Raw genomic sequence first — 22287 nt, forward strand, 5'->3', positions numbered from 1 at the left:
CGCTTTACCCGCGGTCACTTCATCTGCCGTCAGCGTGTGTTCAACGGTGTCAGTGCTACCGTCAGGTTTGGTGATTGTCAGCGTCAAGGTGTCACCGGCTTCACTGCCTTTTGGCACTGTCACTTCGGTTTGTACACCGTCTTTTAGCTCATCAGCATTTACACCATTAGCCGCTTCTGGAATGGTGACGACTGGAGTGCTATCCACAACGCCATCCCCGTCAGTGTCGCCCGGAATTTGCCCATCAACGGCAAACTCCACTTTATTCCCTGTTTTTGGCGGGTTATTGCCCTGAGTTAAACTGACCTCCACACTGTTCTGACCGTTTTGCACCACATCTTTCGGAATATCCAACGATACTTTGCCCGCAGCCACTTCATCTTTAGTGACTGTATGTGTGATCGTTTCAGTGGAGTTATCTGGACGAGTGATGGTTAACGTAATTTCAGCGCCTTCCACAGTGCCTGCTGGCAGTGTGATTTCAGCCTGTAAACCGTCTTTCAGTTCATCTGCATTGGCATAACCATCAGTAACTTCAGGGATCGTTAATACAGGAGAATCAGTTACAGGATCTGGTTTTGCAGTAACAGTAACCTCATCGCTTTTATTACCACTAGGATCTTTTGCACTTGCGGTAACATCACTATTATCTTTTATATTATCATTTGGAATAGTAACCTGATCACCATTAGTATCAGGAATTAAATCTGGATGACTAGATGTCCAGCCATTATCGCCTTTCTCTAATGTGACAGTATTTGAGTTACCATCCTCATCTTCAAAAGTAACATCTACAGAATCACCTTTATTTGCATCTTTTGGTAAATCAATAGACACTGAGCCATCATCTTCAGCTGTTAATCCAGGTTTACTTGGTGCGGTGACATCGGCATCATTACCTTTATTATCACCCCCATGATTTCTATTAGCTAAAAAGATCGCTAATGCACTACCGATAGAACCAGCAACCCATAAAAATAGACCAATTCCATCATCATTATCAGAAAGAGTCCCTGTTTCACCAGCAACTAAGTGCTCTAAAACCGGACCATCTTGAGTAATAGTCGCCTCACCCATTACTCCATTTTGATCTAAAACATTTAAAGTTGCATAACACTGTTCCTCTCCTGGCTTGCACTCCTCCCAGAAGTCTTTAATTACAACTTCAATATCTTGTTCTTTACTAGATAAAATAAGATTGTCTGATTTACGAATGGCCTTAATATCTACTGGTGAAAGATTTGTTTCCGCATCAATCAATTGGTAAACTTCATTGGGTTTTGCAGTTATAACATGCCTTACATTAGGAGTTAACTGCACTTGCGTATCTGAATTTTTTTCAGAAAAGATAAATTTCATAATGATTACCTAGTATTAAAGTAGAACTTCTAAACTTAAGAGAAGTGCTCATTTCTTTAAAAATTCTTTATTAAAAACTATTTATAAAATAGTATTCTTTCCTTAATATCTCCTTACTATTAGTTTTTCTTTGCAACACACTCACAGTTACAATCAATAACCATGTTCTTTTTACTATCTAATAATTTTATAAAATGAAGGATAGAAATATTCAAAATAAAACAAACATCAACTAGAGTAGAGACACACCATTTAACCGCACCTCTTTCAAGGCGAGAATAATGCTGTTGACTTATGTTCATTTTTTTTGACATATTAATTCCGGTCAGATTTCTGGCCTTTCTTAAAATTCTTACCTCATTTCCTATTACATAATCTATATTCAAGCTATACACCTAAATTCATCAGAGGAATGAAGATAAAATATCATAATGATAATTTCACTTAAGTTCAGTGTATCACTTGAGTTATCAGCTAGAATCAAATCAAAAGAGAAAAAAATACAACAAAACAATAAAACTTATACTTTTTAAATAAATACAAGAAAAATAAAAAAATAAAAATAACCTTAATTTTTAATTAAATTGCCAAAAATGTTAAAATGTATTCATGCAAGCCAAGTTATACTCTCATCGCTGACACTTACTGCATCCATTAATCATTAATCATTAATACAGCGACAAAATAACACTTATAGATAAAAAAATACAACAATACGCCATAAGACAATAAATGTATTTTCATTTATTAAAATAAAACAATAGACTAAAAATTAATATTTTTATTATCATTTTTTCATTGCAACCAAATTTAAAGTGAGTCTATTTATATGAAAGATTATTATTTTCATTTAAAAAACTTAACTCTATCAAATTATATCATGATTTTAACAAAGGATAGTGAAATACAAATAAAAACCAATAACACTAAAAAATTTATAGATAAAAACAGCATTATTTTAATATCAAAAGATACAAAATTTGATGTGTATTTCTCAAATACAAAAAAGCCAATTTTACTTTATTTATCTTGCGATGTTCTTAGAGATGCATTAAAAATAAATCTGATCTCTAATAAATTCAAACTAAAAGAAAACACAAACAACATTGAAAACAATATATTAATAAAAAAAGCACAACCAGAAGATATTCTATTATTTAATAAATTAAAAATTAATTTTAATAATGAAATCATTACATCCGATAAAATAGAGCATAGCCAAATATTGGAACTAGCTTATTTATTAGTTGGACTAGAAATAAATATTATGAGCTTTCTATACAAAATATATAATTCTTCATATACAGAAAAAATAACAAATATTATTAGTGAAGATTTAAGTTATGGATGGACAATAAAAGATATTAGTAAAAAACTATACATTGGTACTTCATCTCTAAGAAAAAAACTAGAAACAGAAAAAACAAGCTTTACAAAAATATTAACAAAGACAAGAATGGAGCATGCAATAAATTTATTAACAACAACTAATCTAAATATTAATACTATTTCAAATAAATTAGGTTATAAAACAACATCATATTTCATAAAAAAATTTAAAGAATACTACAAATCAACCCCGAAAAAAATGTTAAAAAATTACAAAACAGGAATAAAATAATCTAGTGAACATATATTATTATCTTTACTCATATCTTTAATATTAAACACTTCTATATCGTATCCATCTCTCTTTTTTATTTTAAATTTAGGAAGCTCTCTATAATAGATAACATTTGATAAATTAAAGTATTCGTCCCAAGTACCAAAAAATGAAAATTTATAATATTTTTCACCATACTCTGATAAAAATGAATCAACATCAGACACATTTTCATAATAGTTGTAAACAGTTAAAACATTTTTTACTAATAAGGATTTCTCGTAACGAAAATACACACTCAAATAGTTACCCTCATCCAGAGTAATTAATTTTTTTAATTTAATTATTAAATCTTTATCTTTGAACCCTATTCCAGTTCTTGCTGCTACTGCTGTTAAATCAAAAGGAATATTAACATAAAAAAAACTCTCTTTTTCTTTATTAACAGTGACGTCAATAAAAACTTCTTTAAAGGTAACATCTTTAAAATTAAAATAATTATGTAAAGGAGTATAATATGTAAAATCCCAATATTGATTTTTTCTATAAAACATAGGTGTAACTTTAAAATGGCGTTTAAACGCTCTAGAAAAGCTTTGTTGTGAATTAAATTGATAATTAACAGAAATTTCTAGTATAGATAAACTTGTCAGCCTCAATAAAGTTGCAGAAAGTGACAATCTCCTAAGTAAAATATATCTAGCAATCGAATTTCCTGTCTCACTATAGAATAGGTCTTGAAAACGTCTTTTACTATATCCTGATTTATTTATTACATCATCCTGAGATAATGGATTACTTAAATTGTCTTCTATCCAATCTAAAATTATTCTTACTATGGTACTTTTCAATTAGCTACCTATTTATCAGTTATATTTATCATACAACCTTATCATAACTAAATTTATTATAGAAACTTAATTTTATTGTAACATAAAAGCAACATTCACTATGCCTAATAATAAAACGACAAGATAGAAAACATAAAATATCTTTATAGATAGACAGTAATGCATTAATAAATGTGGCTTAATATTAAATATTTCAGCCTCAACATTCTTCATTTAAATTAATAAAAAAATCCATCTAAAAGATGGATAAAATAAAAAATTAATCAATGTCATGTCCAAAATAAAAAATGCTCAATACATATATTACACAATAATGATATAATTAAAATAAGAAATAATAAAAAATATCGAAACATTCTATTATTTTATCAATTTATTAAATTTTAAGTATATAAATATTGTTCTCATAACAATAGTCTTAATAATATACTCTTTAATGACACCACCCTCTACGAGGGTGGTAAACAATAAAAAAAAGCATATGAACTCAAACTAAATAAATATATTTCTTATTTTATTAATGAAAATAAATCATTAAGCGATTCACTCATACTAGGATGGGTAAAAATCTGATCTCGTAACACAGTAAATGGTAATTTTGCATCCATCACTATTTTTATAATATTAATTATTTCATGAGACTCAATACATAGTAATGAAGCCCCCAGAATACACCGCGTTTGGCGATCAACTATTGCTTTCAATATACCGCGAGTTTCATTCATGACTCTAGCTCTTGGGATCGCGGCAACAGGCAAAGTAACTACCTCAATTTCAGCACCACTCGCCACAGCTTGTTCTTCAGTCATTCCTATACGTGATAATGGTGGTGTCATAAAAACAGAATAAGGAATATTTTGCCGTAGCTCTGTACTACGCTTGCCATCGCCTAATAATTCATCTTTCACTATACGAAAATCATCCAACGATATATAAGTAAATTGAGGTCCACCAGTAACATCCCCCATTGCCCAGATATTATCTGCTGTCGTATGCAAATGTTTATCAACAATTATAGCGCCATTCTCATTTACAGCTACACCCGCATTTTGTAACTGTAATTGTTCTATTGCGGGCTTACGGCCAGAAGCAACTAACAATATATCAACATCCTGTAAACCATGAGTCATGTGAACCTGAATTTTATCATCCTTTCGATTTATGCTATTCACATTAGCATTGAGAATAATATCTACTCCTTGTTCACTCAAAATATTAGCAATGACATCCGCAATATCTCGATCTTCTCTTGGTAAAAATAATGGTGCAGTTTCAAATATTGTCACCTTGCTGCCAAAGTTAGCAAACATAGATGCAAATTCTACTCCAATATACCCACCACCAAGAATGCCTAAGTGTGTTGGTAAAAAGTCCAAATCAAGTAATCCCGTACTATCATACACACCAGGAGTAGTGGTTAATCCAGGAATAGGCGGTAGCACTGCTTGCGATCCTGTATTAATAAATATTTTCTCACCCACTATTTTCAACTCACCATTAGGCTGATGTATAAGTATCGTATTACTATCAACAAACTCAGCACGACCATCAATAACATCGATGTTATCCATATCAGCAAGATTGTGAAAATTTTTATTACGTAAAAACTTAACAACATCAGCTTTACGTTGCATTGCTGAAGAAAAATCTTTATGTAATTGCGCTTCATGTACCAATGTTTTAGTTGGAATACAACCAATATTAATACAAGTACCCCCATACATACTCTTTGACTGTTCAATAATAGCAACACGCCATCCAGTTTTAGCCAATGTGGTAGCCAGCGTTTTACCTGCTTTTCCAAAACCAATAATCACTGCCTGATATTTATTCATATTAATTCCACCTATAAGTAAATATGTATTTAATTTACTCTATGATAGTTGAACAAGAAGAAATACGAATTTTCCATAAAATGACTATTTTTGTCTTAGCGTCTAAAATATCGAAGTCAACATAAAAAATACTGAAAAATAATAATATCAATATTATGATAATGAAAAATCAAAATTCATTGAAGAATATATAACATCATATCCTATATGATATTCGGGAGCTTTATATGGATACGCTTAGCCGTTTACTAATTCTGAATATACTAGAAGGATCAATCGATAAAAATTGCCTTTTAGGTGATAACTGGAAAATTCATCATACAACAGGAGAATTTTCAGTAGTCCGCTGGCATACTGTCACTCAAGGTGCCGCAAGAATAAAAACACCGACAGGTCAAACATTTACCTTAAGACCGGGAAGAATTGTATTATTACCTCATAATTCAGCTCATTGCTTAAATCAATTAGGAGATGAACCAACACACATTATCTGTGGCAGCCTACGATTACAACATTCAGCACGTCATTTTTTAACCACATTACCTGAAGTACTATATTTAGCTCCATCAAATAATAGCTTAGAGTTCTATTGGCTTAAGGACGTTATCTGTTTTTTACAACAAGAATCTAATACGGGTATGCTAGGATCTGATGCCTTGTGTAGCCAGCAATGCTCTACATTATTCACACTTGCAATACGTAATTGGCTAACTCAAGTTACTACGGAGAAGAATTTACTCAATTTGCTATTACATCCTCGACTTGGCCTAGTTATTTCACAAATGATGGAAAATCCATCACACCCATGGACAATTAAAGAGCTTGCCCAACAGGTTTATATGTCACGAGCTAGTTTTGCACAACTTTTTCGTAAAATATCGAACACCACCCCGATGTCTGTATTAACAATGTTACGACTCCAAATAGCTGCACAGACTTTATCTCGTGAAACATTACCCATAGTGTTGATTGCTGAATCAGTAGGTTATGCCAATGAATCATCATTCCATAAGGCTTTTGTACGTGAATTTAACTGTACTCCTGGTGAATATCGCAAAAGAATAAAATTACTTGAGACTAAAGACAATGATACATAAAAATATTTTATTTATTTTATCTTATAAAATTTTGAATAAGAGATAAATGCTTCATTTATCTCTTTTTTCATCCTGACTTAATTTGCTATTTTTTAAATGGCAAATTTTATTCACCATCAACTGAACTTCATCTTCATTATGAGTAACTAACAATGCTGTTTACCGGCATTAATATGTACTGTATTTACATTAATCGCAGTTTCTTGAGTAAAAACATTAAGAAGTGGTTGAATTAATCCTGACACTCAAGTGGTATATAATGTTAAATAATTGTTTGCCATGACAGGAAATACACTGGGTGCAAGAAGTGATGATACCAAGGTAATGACACGCGTTTTATTACGGAAAAAATACATTTTTTCAACATATTGTGATATTCCCTTAAGTAATATTTTAATGAATATATTAGCAGGCTGAAAAGCCTAATTGATAACAATTCTCGTTTGTAAATTACTTTCACTTGCATATAATATATATTTAAAATAGTTAAAAATTATTGTTCACTTAATATAAAAATATTCATGTTCTATTCGATATATTTACAATATTATTTTCTTCACTATTATTTATAAAGTTCTATTTCGCTCTATATAAAAGTAATCCCAATTAATTAACTATTAATTGGGATTACTTTTATATAAAAATCGATATGTTTATCGCATATACTCTATATTAATTTTTTCGATAATTAATAAACCTTTTTTCCACCAACCCAAATATCCGTAATGTTAATTCGCTGAGTATTGTAAATAAGCTTTTGTAAAATATCATGGCTAGAGTCTTCTTCACGAATAAGAATATCAGAACTCGTTACATTGGTGTCAATAACCATTGCATCAAACAAATATCCTTCTCTCAATTGACCAATAGGCAAATCAAGCACTTCACCACCACCACCTGTTGCTAACCAAAAAGCTTCTTTAAATGTAATTTCAGAACCAGAACATCCTCGTTGTTCTGCTGATAATTGTGAATTAACACCATCATTAAGCGCTTTACTTGCTGTAACTGCATGACGACAAGCATCAAAAATTGAAGGGCTATGCCCCGCTGCTATATCGCTTCCTAATCCAACATGAACATGTCGATTAAGCGCCTTACGCAAAGGAAAAACACAATTCGCAAAATAGAAATTAGATAAAGGACAATGTGCGATCCCTGCTGAATTAGCTTTGATGATATTGATATCATCATCAGAAATTAAATTACTATGTGCTAAAATAGTTTTACGAGTCATTAAGCCAAAATTATTTAAAGCTTGAGTATCTGTTACACCATACCGTTCTAATACATAATTATGTTCCCAATCACTTTCTGAACAATGTGTCTGAACATGACAATGTGTTTCTTGTACAAGTTTTCCTAATCCTTTGAGTAACTCTGTTGTACAACTAGGTATAAAACGAGGAGTAATAACAGGTAATATTTGATTATTTTCATTACCAGGTAATTTTTTTATATCCTCAATAAATAGATGAGTTTCTTCAATGGCACTTTCAGCTGATTCATCACGATAATAATCTGGACAAGAATTAGGATCATCCATAGCCACTTTACCAATTAAAGCTCGTTGCCCAAGAGAAAGACAGATCCGCCCTAATTCTACACTCGACTCTCTGTGAATAGTCGCAAAATAAACAGCTGTTGTTGTCCCATTTTCTAATAATGTTTGCACTAAATGCTGATAAGTTTTACGAGTAAATTCTAAATCTGAATAACGAGCTTCAAGTGGAAAAGTATATTCTTGTAACCATTGATCCAGAGGAAGATCTAATGCTTTACCAAGGTTAGGCCATTGTGGTGCATGCACATGTAAATCAATAAAACCAGGTAATAGATATTGGTCAGATTTAAGTTCGTGAAGAATATTATTATTTTTAGCCCAAGATAGAAGAGGCAAATAATCTTCTTCATTAGAATGATAAATTTTTGCAATAAAACCCAATTTATCAATACAAATAAGAGAATGTTCAATAAAATGCAACTCTTCTGCAGAAGATGAAGTAAAAGCTTTTGCTTTAATTACTTTTTCATAGTCTCTAAACATAATATTTTGAACCATTACGTTCTCCTAAAAATATATAATACCATCCTTATTTTCTCTTTTTTAAAACTAGAGAAAAACCTAATACCCATCATCGCTATTAATTATAAATAAAAAAAACAAAAGTTGGATCGAAACCCAACTTTTGGGAAAGAAATAGAGATAATAATAATAATAGAAACAGTCACCTACCATAACAGCAGTGTACAAAAAACAATTAAATCTCTTACAATTAAGATCAAATTTAGAATTATTATTCTAAATAGAAATCATTTTATCACAGCATATTACCAACCAATGGCAATACCACCACCAAATACTGCACTATCTGAGCTATTCCATGATGTAGATGCTCTAACATGTGTATTTTCATTTAATTTATACTGCATGCCTACAGCAACAGCATTCCCATTTCTATAATTACCAAGCCCAGCACCAACACTAAACTTTTGATAATTTACATAAGGAATATTAGTCATTGCAGCAACTGATGCAATTCCTGCATTAGCTTTCTTTGCATTTTCATCGATTCTATCATTCAATTGTTGAAATGATGAATTTATTCTATTATCAATTTGGTTAAATTTTGCATCTGTATATGCAATTGATTCTTTTTTTACATTATTAATAGATTTTTCACCTAGTTGAATGATTTCTTTTTTTGTATTATCGATATTTTGATTAATCACCATGTTGTTTTTAGTGATTTTGTTATCCGTATAATTATTTGCATTTTTTTCTGCATTATTAGCCGCTTTCTGTCCAGCTTGCATCGCTTCATTTTTTGAAGTTTCAATATTTTGATTAATCTCCATATTATTTTTATTTATCTGACTGTCTGTATAGTCATTTGCATTTCTTTCAGCGTTGTTAGCCGCTTTCTGTCCAGCTTGCATCGCTTCATTTTTTGAAGTTTCAATATTTTGATTAATCTCCATATTATTTTTATTTATCTGACTGTCTGTATAGTCATTTGCATTTCTTTCAGCGTTGTTAGCCGCCTTTTGCCCTAATTGCACAACTTCCTTCATGCGTTGGTTAATAACTTTATTATTATTTGTGATTTCTGTTGCTGTATGATCTTTCAGTTGTTTTACATTTACAGCATCAGTATCCATTGTACCTGCTTTAACTTTCGTTAATTGTCTTGTCATGTTTTCATTTCCGAAAGAGACAGAATCTTCTCTATCAGTAGTACTTGCATGGCCAATAGAAACACTTCCCATATGCATAGCCTGACTATCAGATCCAATAGAGATAGCACCTTCCATATCAGAATGAGCACCTGCACCAATAGCAATGGAATCTTGGCCTTTTGATGATGTAGAAGTACCTAAAGCGACACTGTTTTCTCCTGTCGCCTTTGCAACAGCACCAACCGCTGTAGAATTTTCTGCTGACTCGCTTGCAGCACCATTTGCTAAACTTGAATGACCTGAAGCTTTACTAAATGAACCAATAGCAACAGAATTATGACCATTAACTGATGAATTAGCACCTATTGCAGACGATGAATTTCCTGTTGCACTCGCCGATACACCAATAGCAGTAGCATAATTACTGTTTGCTTTACTATTAGTACCTGCATTATATGTTGCATCTGCGGCATAGCTATTTGCTACGCAAGAAGTAAAAATTAAAGAAGCAATTAATGTTTTCTTCATGATCACAAACCCATTATATATAAGTGTAAATGAAAATAAAAAATGACTAGAACAATAAGGTGGCGGATTTTATTTTTTCAATAGAACTCTGTCAAGAATTTAACTTAAAAATACATTAAATATTTTTAATTTATATTTAACTATTTGTTTTTATTAAATCGTATATTGTCTATTTAATTTCCCTAATAGAAATACCAATACAAATAATCACGCGATAAACTAACATCATAATTATTAAGTTTGAGTGTATAAAATATAATTATTTATTTAATTAGAATACTTTTATATTTAATACATCTATTAACCAATCGTTAAGTGACGTTTTAAATCATATTTAAGTAAAACGATACCAGCACCAATGAGAAGAATATCTTTTATAATAAAACTATCAACTTTTCCTAACTGGGGTAATAAACTGAGAGTAATAACGCCAATACCAATAACGATGATATCTCCCATCATACCAATCACAGGTTTATAAAAGCCTGTAATTAAAGCGAGAAAAGTGAGGGTTTCTACTATACCCAGGAAATAGCTTCCTCCATAAACACCAAATAAAGTATATAAAATATTCAACCAAGATTTAGATATAAGAGGTTCTAATGCCATTACCTCAAAATCAAACCATTTATAAGTACCAAATAACATGAGTATGCCAATGACAGATAATCGAAGAAAAACGATATCGTAATCTGAATTAATAAAACGTTTAATAAAATTTTTCATTAAAACCTCTAAAAATGATAATAATGATGAGATAACGATAACTCTATTGCTTTGAATCAAGCATCGTAAGTAATATGTTTACTGTTTCAAAATAAGCATTATGAGGCGGTATTCGATTAAGCATTAATGCTCCTTTCAATGAAGAACAAACAATTACAGCTAACTCATTAGCTGCAGAAAAAAGCCGAATATCACCATTCTCTTGACCAAAAATTAAAATATTCTTCAATATATTTAATTCAAAATCAGCCAATAAATTAACGGCTTCTTGCAACTCTAATGGGAATTGATGGCTATCAGATAACATCGCATAGACACCACACATTTCTCCTTTCTTTGCACAATCAGAGAAAGCATTTAAATACGTTTTTAATCGTTGTAATCCAGAGGGTATATTATATAAAGATCCTTCAAGTCGGATAAATCCCTCTTTTTTATATTGACAATATGCTAATCCTAAATCTATTTTGCTTGGAAAATAATGATGTATGCTTGCTTTCCTAATACCTATTCTTTTCTCTAGATCAGCATAACTAAACCCTAAAAAACCTCGTTGTTGAATAAGTATATTAGCCTGATGCAATATCTTATCATATGTTGTCATTAATAATCCTTGTATTATAAGTATAATGCTATCACATAGAATGTGATTTTCTATTATTAGAGAAATAAAACCACATCATCAAAGCAATTCTATTTTATAGTGATTTCAAAAAGTTAATTACTCAAATTTATTTCCATAAAAAACAATATAGCCTAAATTTAAATAAAAAATCTACCTACCAGAAGGTAGACTGTCAATAAAAAATAAATCACACCTATTAAAAAAACAACAATAGTTTAAAAAAAGAAAACAAAATGTAAGAAAAAAGAGATCAAGAAAAAACAAAACAAAAAAAATAAAACCAAAACAACAAAATAATACAACAACACAAAAAACAAAAAAATTAAACAGATACACAGAAATTACAAAATCTTAACAAATTGCGGTATAAAATCTTTTGTTCCATAGAAAAATTAAATTTATATTAAAAAAATATTAAATCGTAAAATTTTCCATTTTTTCATTTTTATTTTTTTTATAGAATCGCGGAAAAGTTATTATCCAAATCTATAAATCAAACATATTTCATGGAAAAAAAATGAATAGAAATAATTCATTAGATATTCTTGGTCATATTGTATGGTTATGGGCAAGTTCCCCTTTACATAGAAATTGGCCTGTATCTTTATTCGCAATAAATGTATTACCCGCAATACAAGCTAACCAATATGCTTTATTAACTCGAGATGGTTTCCCTGTCGCATATTGTAGCTGGGCTAATTTAAATTTAGAAAATGAAGTTAAATATCTAAATGATGTGACTTCTTTAATTGCAGAGGACTGGACTTCTGGTGATCGTAAATGGTTCATTGATTGGATAGCCCCTTTTGGGGATAACGGAGCACTATATAAATATATGAGAAAAAACTTTCCTAATGAATTATTTAGGGCAATCAGAGTAGATCCTGAAACTCAGGTTGGTAAAGTGTCAGAATTTCACGGAGGTAAAATAGATAAACAATTGGCAAATAAAATATTTAAACAATATCACCATGAATTAATAACTGAAGTTAAAAACTATCCCGACTTTAAATTTTCATTGATAAGTTAAAGGTAAATTATAATGCCAACAATAACAACCACTCAAATTAAAACATCGCTTCAATCAGCTAAACAATCAGCGACGAAAAAATTACAGTCCGCAGGACAATCAACAAAAGACGCGTTAAAAAAAGCAGCAGGTCAAGCACGCAAAGCTGGTGATAAGCTTATTTTATTGATACCTAAAGATTATCAAGGACAAGGTTCAAGTCTGAATGATCTAGTTAAAGCCGCTGATGAACTTGGTATTGAAGTTCAGTATGAAGAAAAAAATGCTACTGCGATAGCCAAACAACTCTTTGGTACAGGCGAAAAATTGCTTGGATTAACAGAACGAGGAGTCGCTATATTTGCACCACAATTAGATAAATTGTTGCAGAAATATCCAAACGTGGGTAATAAACTTGGTGGAAGTGCAGAAAATCTAGGAAGTCACTTAGGTAAAGCTGGAGGTGTATTATCAACCCTTCAAAATTTTTTAGGGACAGCACTGTCATCAATGGAAATACATGAGTTAATCAAAAAACAAAAAAACGGTGAAGATGTCAGCTCAACTGAATTAGCAAAAGCAAGTATCGACCTTATTAGTCAACTTGTAGATACAGCTGCAAGCTTCAATAATAATATTGATGCTTTTTCACAACAATTAAATAATTTAGGTAGTGTTCTATCTAACACAAAACACCTAAGTGGTGTTGGTAATAAATTACAAAATTTACCGGATCTTGGTAAATTAGGTACAGGATTAGATACAGTTTCAGGGATTTTATCCGCTATTTCAGCAAGTTTCATTTTAAGTAATGCAGATGCAGATGCAGGCACCAAAGCTGCTGCTGGTGTTGAATTGACAACCAAAATATTAGGTAATGTAGGAAAAGCTGTTTCTCAATATATCCTCGCACAACGTGTTGCTCAAGGATTATCAACTACAGCAGCAAGTGCAGGTTTAATTGCTTCGGCTGTTTCACTCGCAATTAGTCCATTATCATTCTTAGCTATTTCTGATCAATTTAAGCGAGCAAACCAAATTGAAGAATATGCTCAACGCTTTAAGAAACTTGGTTACGAAGGCGATAGCTTACTTGCTGCTTTCCGTAAAGAAACGGGTGCTATTGATGCAGCATTAACAACTATTAGCACAGTATTAAATTCTGTGTCTGCGGGTGTCAGTGCAGCGGCAACAGCAAGTCTTGTTGGTGCCCCAATAAGTGCATTAGTCGGTGCTGTATCAGGTATTATTACTGGTATTTTAGAAGCATCAAAACAGTCTATGTTTGAACATGTTGCAAACAAAATGGCTAATACCATTGCAGAATGGGAGAAAAAACATGGCAAAAACTATTTTGAAAATGGATATGATGCCCGCCACTCTGCATTTTTAGAAGATAACTTCGAATTATTATCTAAATATGGCCAAGAGCATTCTACTGAATTATCTGTTCTTATCACACAACAACATTGGGATGAACTGATTGGTGAATTAGCTGGTGTCACTAAAAATGGGGAAAGAGTATTTAGTGGCAAAGCTTATGTTGATTACTACAAAGAAGGCAAACATCTAGAAAAAAAATCTGATGAATTTGAGAAAAAGATATTTGATCCATTAAAAGGAAATATTGATCTATCTGATATCAAGGATTCATCATTACTAAAATTTGTCACTCCCCTATTAACACCAGGTGAAGAAATTCGTCACAGAAAACAATCCGGTAAATATCAATATGTAACAGAACTGTTAGTCAACGGTGTTGATAAATGGACAGTAAAAGGAGTCCAAAATAAAAATGCTGTATATGACTACTCTAACTTAATCCAGCATGCAGGTATTGGAAATAACCAATATCGTGAAATTCGTATTGAATCAAAATTAGGTAATGGAGATGACAAAGTTTTCTTAGCTGCAGGTTCTGCCGATGTTTTTGCAGGTAACGGTCACGATACTGTTTATTATGATAAAACAGACACTGGCTATTTAACTATTGATGGCACAAAAGCAACTGAAGCAGGTCAGTATACCGTTACGAGACTGCTGGGTGGTGACGTTAAGATCTTACAAGAAACAGTTAAGGAACAAGAAGTTTCAGTTGGAAAAAGAACTGAAAAAACACAATATCGCCATTATGAATTTAAACACATTTATTCTCAAGATTTAAAAGCAGTAGATAATTTGCATTCGGTGGAAGAAATTATTGGTAGTGACCGTAACGATACTTTCCGCGGTAGTAAATTCAATGATATTTTCCATGGCGCCAAAGGTAATGACACAATTGAAGGCAATGACGGTCACGATCGTTTATATGGTGATGATGGCGATGATACTTTAAGAGGTGGGCACGGTAATGACCGATTATATGGTGGCGATGGCAACGACCAATTAGTAGGAGGTACAGGTAATAATTACCTAAGTGGCGGAGATGGTGACGATGAGTTACAAGTACAAGGTAATAAAACAAATTACAATGTACTATTAGGAGGTAAAGGTAACGATAAATTATATGGTAGTGAAAGCGTTGATCTACTTGATGGTGGAGAAGGAAATGATGTTCTAAAAGGTGGTTATGGTGATGATATCTACCGTTACTTTGCTGAATATGGTCATCATATCATCGAAGATGAGGGTGGAAATAACGATAAACTTCGCTTATTCGGTATTGACTTCACAGATGTTGTATTTAAACAAGAAGGCGATGACCTAGTGATGTATAAAGCGGAAAATAATGCCATTTCAATTGGTAATAAAAATGGTATTACATTTAAAAATTGGTTTAAAAAAGACCAAAAAGGTGTTTCTAACTATAAAATAGAACAACTCTTTGATAAAGATGGTCGGGTAATTACAGCGGAATCTCTTGAAAATGCGTTAAAAGACCAACGCAATAATCGCCTTGATTATGTGTATGGGCATAATGCATTAAGCCGTTATGCAGATAAAAATAACCTAAATCCATTAAATAATGAGATTAATAAAATAATTTTATCTGTTGGTAATTTTGAGGCTAATAAAGAAAGACCTGCTGAGCTCCCATTATTAACCACTCCTAATAGTGGAATAAATATTTCTTATAATAGTAGCTCAATAACTTTAGCTCCATCAGTAGCATAATATTTTAATTTTTAATAGCAATCTTATTAGACTATGTCAAATAGGATTGCTATTTTTTTGGAGTCACTATGGATTTTAATAACCAAAATGATTATGGGCTATATGCATTAGAAATATTAGCCCAATACCATAACATTGCTATTAATCCTGAAGAAATTAGACATAAATTTGATATTAATGGAAAAGGATTAGACTTAACGTCATGGCTACTTGCAGCAAAATCACTGGAATTAAAAGCAAAGCCAGTAAAAAAAACAATAGACAGATTAGAATTTATTTATCTTCCAGCATTAATTTGGCGTGAAGATGGAAAACATTTTATTTTAACTAAAGTAAGTAAAGACTCAAATCGTTATTTAATTTATGATTTAGAACAGAGAAATCCAAGAGTTCTTACTCAGGATGAATTTTGTGAATTATATCAAGATAAAGTTATTTTAATTACCTCAAGAGCATCTGTCATAGGTAAATTAGCAAAATTTGATTTTACTTGGTTTATTCCTGCTGTTATTAAATACAGAAAAATATTTATTGAAACATTAGTCGTTTCTGTATTTTTACAATTATTTGCTTTAATTACACCACTTTTTTTTCAAGTGGTTATGGATAAAGTTTTAGTACACAGAGGATTCTCAACACTCAATATTATTACTATTGCATTAGCTGTCGTAGTCATATTTGAAATTACATTAAGTGGTTTACGTACTTATATTTTTGCACATAGTACAAGTCGTATAGATGTTGAACTTGGTGCAAAACTTTTTCGGCATTTATTAGCACTACCTATTTCTTATTTTGAAAGCCGTCGTGTAGGTGATACTGTTGCTCGAGTAAGAGAATTAGATCAAATTCGTAATTTTCTAACTGGTCAAGCATTAACCTCCATTTTAGATTTATTATTTTCATTTATATTCTTTGCTGTAATGTGGTATTACAGCCCAAAATTAACGTTAGTGATTTTATTTTCACTACCTTGTTATGCAGCCTGGTCTATTTTTATTAGTCCGATTTTACGCCGTCGTTTAGATGATAAATTTGCTCGTAATGCAGATAATCAATCTTTTCTAGTTGAGTCTGTAACAGCAATTAACACAATTAAAGCCATGGCTGTTTCACCTCAAATGACAAATATATGGGATAAACAATTAGCGGGTTATGTTGCAGCAGGATTTAAAGTAACGGTATTAGCAACTATAGGCCAACAAGGGATCCAATTAATACAAAAAGCCGTTATGATTATTAATCTTTGGCTAGGTGCACATTTAGTTATTTCTGGTGATTTAAGTATTGGTCAATTAATTGCCTTTAATATGCTAGCAGGACAAATTGTTGCACCAGTGATCCGTCTCGCTCAACTTTGGCAAGACTTTCAGCAAGTCGGTATTTCTGTAACTCGCCTAGGTGATGTACTTAATTATCCTACGGAAAGTTATCAAGGTAAATTAGCATTACCTGAAATTAATGGCGATATCTCGTTTCGTAATATTCGATTTCGTTATAAACCTGATGCACCAATTATTCTAAATAATATTAACTTAGATATTAAACAAGGCGAAGTCATCGGTATTGTTGGACGTTCAGGTTCAGGAAAAAGTACATTAACTAAACTAATTCAACGTTTTTATATTCCTGAAAATGGCCAAGTACTTATTGATGGACATGATCTTGCACTAGCCGATCCCAACTGGTTACGTCGTCAAGTTGGTGTTGTATTACAAGATAATGTGCTACTTAACCGTAGTATTATTGATAATATTGCGTTGGCAGATCCAGGTATGCCAGTAGAAAAAGTTATTTATGCTGCAAAATTAGCTGGTGCTCATGATTTCATTTCAGAATTACGTGAAGGTTATAACACAATTGTTGGTGAACAAGGTGCGGGATTATCTGGCGGGCAACGCCAACGAATCGCTATTGCGAGAGCGTTAGTCAACAATCCCAAGATTTTAATTTTTGATGAAGCAACCAGTGCTTTAGATTATGAATCTGAGCATGTCATTATGCGTAATATGCACAAAATTTGCCAAGGTAGGACTGTCATTATTATTGCTCACCGTTTATCTACAGTAAAAAATGCGGATCGTATTATTGTCATGGAAAAAGGACAAATTATCGAACAAGGCAAACACAAGGAACTTCTCTCTGATCCTGAAAGCCTATATCACTATTTACATCAATTACAATCAGATTAATAAAAAGAGAAGAATAATATGAAAACATGGTTAATGGGTGTTTATAAGTTTTTTTTACGCTATAAAGTAGTTTGGAGTGAAACTTGGAAGATCCGCCAACAATTAGATGCGCCTATACGTGAAAAAGATGAACATGAATTTTTACCTGCACATTTGGAATTAATTGAAACTCCCGTATCTAAGCGCCCACGTTTAATCGCTTATTTTATTATGGCTTTTTTAGTGATTGCTATTATTTTATCAATTTTAGGTAAAGTTGAAATTGTTGCCACTGCAAATGGAAAGTTAGCATTAAGCGGGCGAAGTAAAGAAATAAAACCTATTGAAAACTCGATAGTTCAAGAAATTATGGTAAAAGAAGGTGAGTTAGTTAAAAAAGGTCATGTATTATTAAAACTTACAGCATTAGGCGCTGAAGCTGATACATTAAAATCGCAATCGTCATTACTACAAGCGAAGTTGGAACAGTTTCGTTATCAAATACTGGCTAAATCAATTGAATCAAATAAATTACCAGAAATAAAATTACCTAATGATCCCGATCTTCAAAATATTTCTGAAGATGAAATGTTACGTTTAACATCTTTAATTGAAGAACAATTTTCAACTTGGCAAAATCAGAAATATCAAAAAGAATTAAATTTAGATAAGAAAAAAGCAGAAAGATTAACAATACTTGCACGCATAAATCGCTATGAAAAATTATCACAAATTGAAAAGAGTCGTTTAGATGATTTTAAGAACTTATTACAAAAGCAAGCTATTTCAAAACATGCTGTACTTGAGCAGGAAAATAAATATCTTGAGGCCGCAAATGAGTTACGTGTTTATAAAACTCAATTAGAGCAGATTGAAAGTGAAATTTTATTAGCAAAAGAAGAATATCAACTAGTCACTCAGTTATTTAAAAATGAAATCTTAGATAAAATACGGCAAACAACAGATAGTGTTAAGTTATTAGCACTAGAATTAGAAAAAAACGAACAACGTCAACAAGCTTCAGTAATAACGGCACCAGTTTCTGGGAAAGTTCAACAATTGAAAGTACATACAGAAGGTGGTGTTGTAACAACCGCTGAGACACTAATGATAATAGTGCCAGAAAATGATACATTGGAAGTCACTGCATTAGTACAGAATAAAGATATTGGTTTTATTGATGTTGGACAAGACGTTATTATTAAAGTAGAAGCTTTTCCTTACACTCGATATGGTTATTTAGTTGGTAAAGTAAAGAATATCAATTTAGATGCTATAGAAAACCAACAATTAGGGCTTGTTTTTAATGTTATTATTTCTATTGAAGAGAATAACTTATCAATTGGAAATAAAAATATTCCATTAAGTTCAGGTATGGCCGTAACTGCTGAAATTAAAACAGGTATGCGGAGCGTAATAAGTTATCTTCTCAGCCCTCTAGAAGAATCCGTAAAAGAGAGTTTACGTGAACGATAATTTATATTTATCATTATTTTCGATATAAAAAATATAATAAATTGACGCTTTCTAAAATATAGAGGCGTCATTTATCTATCTTCTCTCTTAAATGTATCATCTATCTTCCCCTATTCATTTTTAATAATTAAAATAAAATATTAATTTATATTACATAAATATAAATCCTGATACATTTGAAATAAAACCGATCTCTTTTATAACATTTATCATACAATTTAAGTTCATTTAAGAAATACCCCTGCTATATATCTCTTTTTAATTAATACCTGTCTCACAAAATATGAAATTCACCTTAATTATCATTGACGAAATATAGCTTCAGCAGTAAATATAATAAGCAATGATTATAAAAATAGTGACCATCTTTGAAGATGGCTTTTTTAATCCTTAAATTGTCTCATTTTTTAGACAAAAAGATATTACAGAAACCACGGGAGAATTCTCTTATGACTCAACAAGATACGGCAACTCATTATTCAATTGATGATATGAAAGCATTAATTGAAACAATGCAAATTTATAAAAAAGATAACAGTGGCAAGGGGATCACTCGTATTGCTTATGGCGAAGAAGATGAAGCCGCGCATCTGTACCTTGCTGGTTTAATGAAAGAAGCAGGTCTTGAAGTTTATCGTGATGGTATTGGTACACTTTACGCACGTTTACCAGGTAAAGATCGTTCACTACCCGCAGTAGGTACAGGCTCTCATCTTGATACAGTTCCTCAAGGCGGTGCTTATGACGGCGCTTTGGGTGTTATTGCAGGGTTTTATGCCTTAATGCAATACAAACCACAACAACTTAAACGTGACCTTGAACTTGTTGTTTTCCGTGCGGAAGAATCTAGCCGTTTTGGCTTTTCGTGTATTGGCAGTAAGGTATTAACAGGAAAAATAGATAAAGCTCGCTGGGAACAAAATAGAGATGATGACGGTAATAACTTCTTTGAAGTTCTAAAATCTTTAGGCTATCAGCATGATAACTTTGATAATTGCGTAATCACAAAAGATCGTTTTAGTGCCTTTGTTGAGCTTCATATTGAGCAAGGTAAACGCCTTGAAAATGACAAAAAAACCATTGGTATTGTCAATGGAATAGCGGCGCCAACTCGTTTTTCAGTCACTGTTAATGGCCATGCGGATCACTCTGGTGCAACGCCTATGTATCAACGTCAAGATGCGCTAGTGGCAAGTGCGGGGATTATCACCGATATCAACCGCGCAGCATGTACTGAAGCCGTTTATGGCACAGTAGGTACAGTGGGTAAACTCAATGTTGTGCCTAACTCCATGAACGTCATTCCAGGGCAAGTAAAATTCTCTGTTGATATTCGTGGCATTGATACTGACAGTATTCAACGTGTTGTACAGCGCCTAAATAATAGTGTGGAAAAAGCAGAAAAAGATTTTGGTGTCGTTATTGATGTTCAACCGATTTCTGCTGAATCGCCAGTCAAACTAGATGATTCAATTTGCCAAGTTATTGAAAGCTTGTGCCAAAAACACGATATCAGCTATATGACAATGCTAAGTGGTGCAGGCCACGACTCAATGAATATGGCGCCACTTTATCCAACCGCGATGATCTTTACCCCTTCAGTTGCGGGTATTAGTCATCACCCTGATGAATTTACCGAATTTAGTGATATTGCTGTCGCTGCAGATTTATTAGCAGAAACATTAGGCACATTAGCTAATCAATAATGGCTAACTATTTGTTTTAAAAGATTAATAGCATCATCTCCCTTGGTTGCTTTTAACCATAATTTATCAAAGAGGGATTGATATTGAAATATCGCCTCAGTTGAAGAGGTTACAGTAGCAATGCCCGTACTGACATTAGGGAATTCCCCTAAACGGAACGGGCTAACGGCTAAAGAAAGAGGAACTTTGTCTTGATAGAATAATTGGAAAGTTAAAGACGGCATAGTATCTGAAATGATTGCAATATTAAGATAACTATTTTTTTGTTCTAACTTTTCAATTAAATGAAGAATTTCATTTTTTGCTCGTTCTTTTCTTTCTTGTTGCAGTGTTTTAGTTAAATTAACTGAACCAAGCATGCCAACATAAAGAAATTTTTCAATTTGCTGCTGGCTAATAAGGTTATAAATATGAGGTGAATGTAAGGACTGATGTTTCTTACGCTCTTTTAAAATAGACAAAACTTCTTGTTGTTTTTCAGACAAAAGATTTAAAGGTGATGCTTCTGTTAGCATTTCAACCAATGTTTTGTCATAACAATCTGAGGTTAATAAGTAAGAGAAAGGTTCGAAGTGGGTGTAAATATGTGAAGATTGAGTTTCAAGTTGGCGCATTCGTTCAAAAAAGCCATTTGCACTTGAATAATATTCAGTATTAATACCCAACAAACTGGTTAACGAGGTATTTAATAATCTAGCAAGATTATCAAGTGTCTCAATTTTAACAATTTCGCCTTTTTCTAATCGATATACAGCAGCACGAGAAATACCCAAGCTTTCTGCTACATCTTCAGCTTTTAATGAAGAGGCTATACGGTAAGCACGCAAGCGATAGCCAATGGCTTGATAATCTATTTTTTCTCTAGGTATGTAAGGCATATTTATAATTGGCTCCCAAATGCACAAAGTACCAGGGTAAAGTAACGGAACAACAATAAGACGTTAGTTCAGATAGTTTAAATTAAACCAAAAATAAAAAGAATCACCTTCCTCACAATGAAGTAAATA

At 32.1% G+C, this 22287-nt stretch carries 15 protein-coding genes and 1 pseudogene; 7 read left to right on the top strand and 9 right to left on the bottom strand.

Features of this window, described 5'->3' with window-relative positions:
- Positions 1-1359, bottom strand: a pseudogene (locus CBE70_RS18485) (beta strand repeat-containing protein); the annotation flags it as partial.
- Positions 1360-1478: 119 nt separating this feature from the next.
- Complete coding sequence (locus tag CBE70_RS18690) at positions 1479-1754, bottom strand: helix-turn-helix domain-containing protein (RefSeq protein WP_408634003.1); 276 nt, start codon at positions 1752-1754, stop codon at positions 1479-1481.
- Between the two features lie 434 nt (positions 1755-2188).
- Here CBE70_RS18690 and CBE70_RS06515 point away from each other — a divergent pair, with 434 nt between their 5' ends.
- Positions 2189-2980, top strand: a complete 792-nt coding sequence (locus CBE70_RS06515) for a helix-turn-helix transcriptional regulator (RefSeq protein WP_100158696.1) — start codon at positions 2189-2191, stop codon at positions 2978-2980.
- Here CBE70_RS06515 and CBE70_RS06520 read toward each other — a convergent pair.
- Together CBE70_RS06520 and rclA are read right to left on the bottom strand one after the other, a co-directional pair.
- Entirely contained in the window at positions 2959-3813 is an 855-nt protein-coding gene (locus CBE70_RS06520) for a helix-turn-helix domain-containing protein (RefSeq protein ID WP_100158697.1), read from the bottom strand. The two genes, CBE70_RS06515 and CBE70_RS06520, sit on opposite strands and share 22 nt — an antisense overlap.
- A 509-nt stretch (positions 3814-4322) precedes the next feature.
- Positions 4323-5648 (bottom strand): reactive chlorine resistance oxidoreductase RclA, encoded by a 1326-nt coding sequence (gene rclA, locus CBE70_RS06525; RefSeq protein ID WP_100158698.1) that lies wholly within the window; start codon positions 5646-5648, stop codon positions 4323-4325.
- Between the two features lie 227 nt (positions 5649-5875).
- On the opposite strand from rclA, the gene rclR reads away from it, so the two are divergent.
- Positions 5876-6745 carry a reactive chlorine-specific transcriptional regulator RclR gene (gene rclR, locus CBE70_RS06530; RefSeq protein ID WP_100158699.1) on the top strand — a complete coding sequence of 290 codons (870 nt, stop codon included), beginning with the start codon at positions 5876-5878 and terminating at the stop codon, positions 6743-6745.
- 688 nt (positions 6746-7433) lie between these two features.
- Here rclR and guaD read toward each other — a convergent pair.
- The 4 genes from guaD to CBE70_RS06550 form a co-directional block, all read right to left on the bottom strand.
- Positions 7434-8807, bottom strand: coding sequence for a guanine deaminase (gene guaD, locus CBE70_RS06535; protein WP_100158700.1), 1374 nt, complete (start codon positions 8805-8807; stop codon positions 7434-7436).
- 269 nt (positions 8808-9076) lie between these two features.
- Positions 9077-10453, bottom strand: a complete 1377-nt coding sequence (locus CBE70_RS06540; RefSeq protein ID WP_100158701.1) for a YadA-like family protein — start codon at positions 10451-10453, stop codon at positions 9077-9079.
- Between the two features lie 300 nt (positions 10454-10753).
- The gene (locus CBE70_RS06545; protein ID WP_100158702.1) at positions 10754-11179 is read right to left on the bottom strand and encodes a DUF417 family protein; all 426 of its coding nucleotides are present in this window, start codon (positions 11177-11179) and stop codon (positions 10754-10756) included.
- Between the two features lie 43 nt (positions 11180-11222).
- The gene (locus tag CBE70_RS06550) at positions 11223-11783 is read right to left on the bottom strand and encodes a TetR/AcrR family transcriptional regulator (protein ID WP_100158703.1); all 561 of its coding nucleotides are present in this window, start codon (positions 11781-11783) and stop codon (positions 11223-11225) included.
- Positions 11784-12321: 538 nt separating this feature from the next.
- Between CBE70_RS06550 and CBE70_RS06555 the strand changes: the two genes are divergently transcribed.
- The 5 genes from CBE70_RS06555 (at position 12322) to CBE70_RS06575 (ending at position 21280) form a co-directional block, all read left to right on the top strand.
- Entirely contained in the window at positions 12322-12834 is a 513-nt protein-coding gene (locus tag CBE70_RS06555; protein WP_100158704.1) for a toxin-activating lysine-acyltransferase, read from the top strand.
- Positions 12835-12846: 12 nt separating this feature from the next.
- Positions 12847-15927 carry an RTX family hemolysin gene (locus tag CBE70_RS06560; RefSeq protein WP_100158705.1) on the top strand — a complete coding sequence of 1027 codons (3081 nt, stop codon included), beginning with the start codon at positions 12847-12849 and terminating at the stop codon, positions 15925-15927.
- 68 nt (positions 15928-15995) lie between these two features.
- On the top strand, positions 15996-18119 hold the full coding sequence (locus CBE70_RS06565; protein WP_100158706.1) for a type I secretion system permease/ATPase: 2124 nt from the start codon (positions 15996-15998) through the stop codon (positions 18117-18119).
- A gap of 18 nt (positions 18120-18137) precedes the next feature.
- Entirely contained in the window at positions 18138-19574 is a 1437-nt protein-coding gene (locus CBE70_RS06570; RefSeq protein ID WP_100158707.1) for an HlyD family type I secretion periplasmic adaptor subunit, read from the top strand.
- Positions 19575-20023: 449 nt separating this feature from the next.
- Entirely contained in the window at positions 20024-21280 is a 1257-nt protein-coding gene (locus tag CBE70_RS06575; RefSeq protein WP_100158708.1) for a Zn-dependent hydrolase, read from the top strand.
- On the opposite strand, the gene CBE70_RS06580 is transcribed toward CBE70_RS06575, so the two are convergent.
- Positions 21274-22158 (bottom strand): helix-turn-helix domain-containing protein, encoded by an 885-nt coding sequence (locus CBE70_RS06580; protein ID WP_100158709.1) that lies wholly within the window; start codon positions 22156-22158, stop codon positions 21274-21276. The genes CBE70_RS06575 and CBE70_RS06580 overlap by 7 nt on opposite strands.
- Between the last annotated feature and the right edge of the window lie 129 nt (positions 22159-22287).

It is taken from the genome of Proteus columbae, assembly GCF_002777965.1.
Taxonomy (GTDB): Bacteria; Pseudomonadota; Gammaproteobacteria; order Enterobacterales; family Enterobacteriaceae; genus Proteus; species Proteus columbae.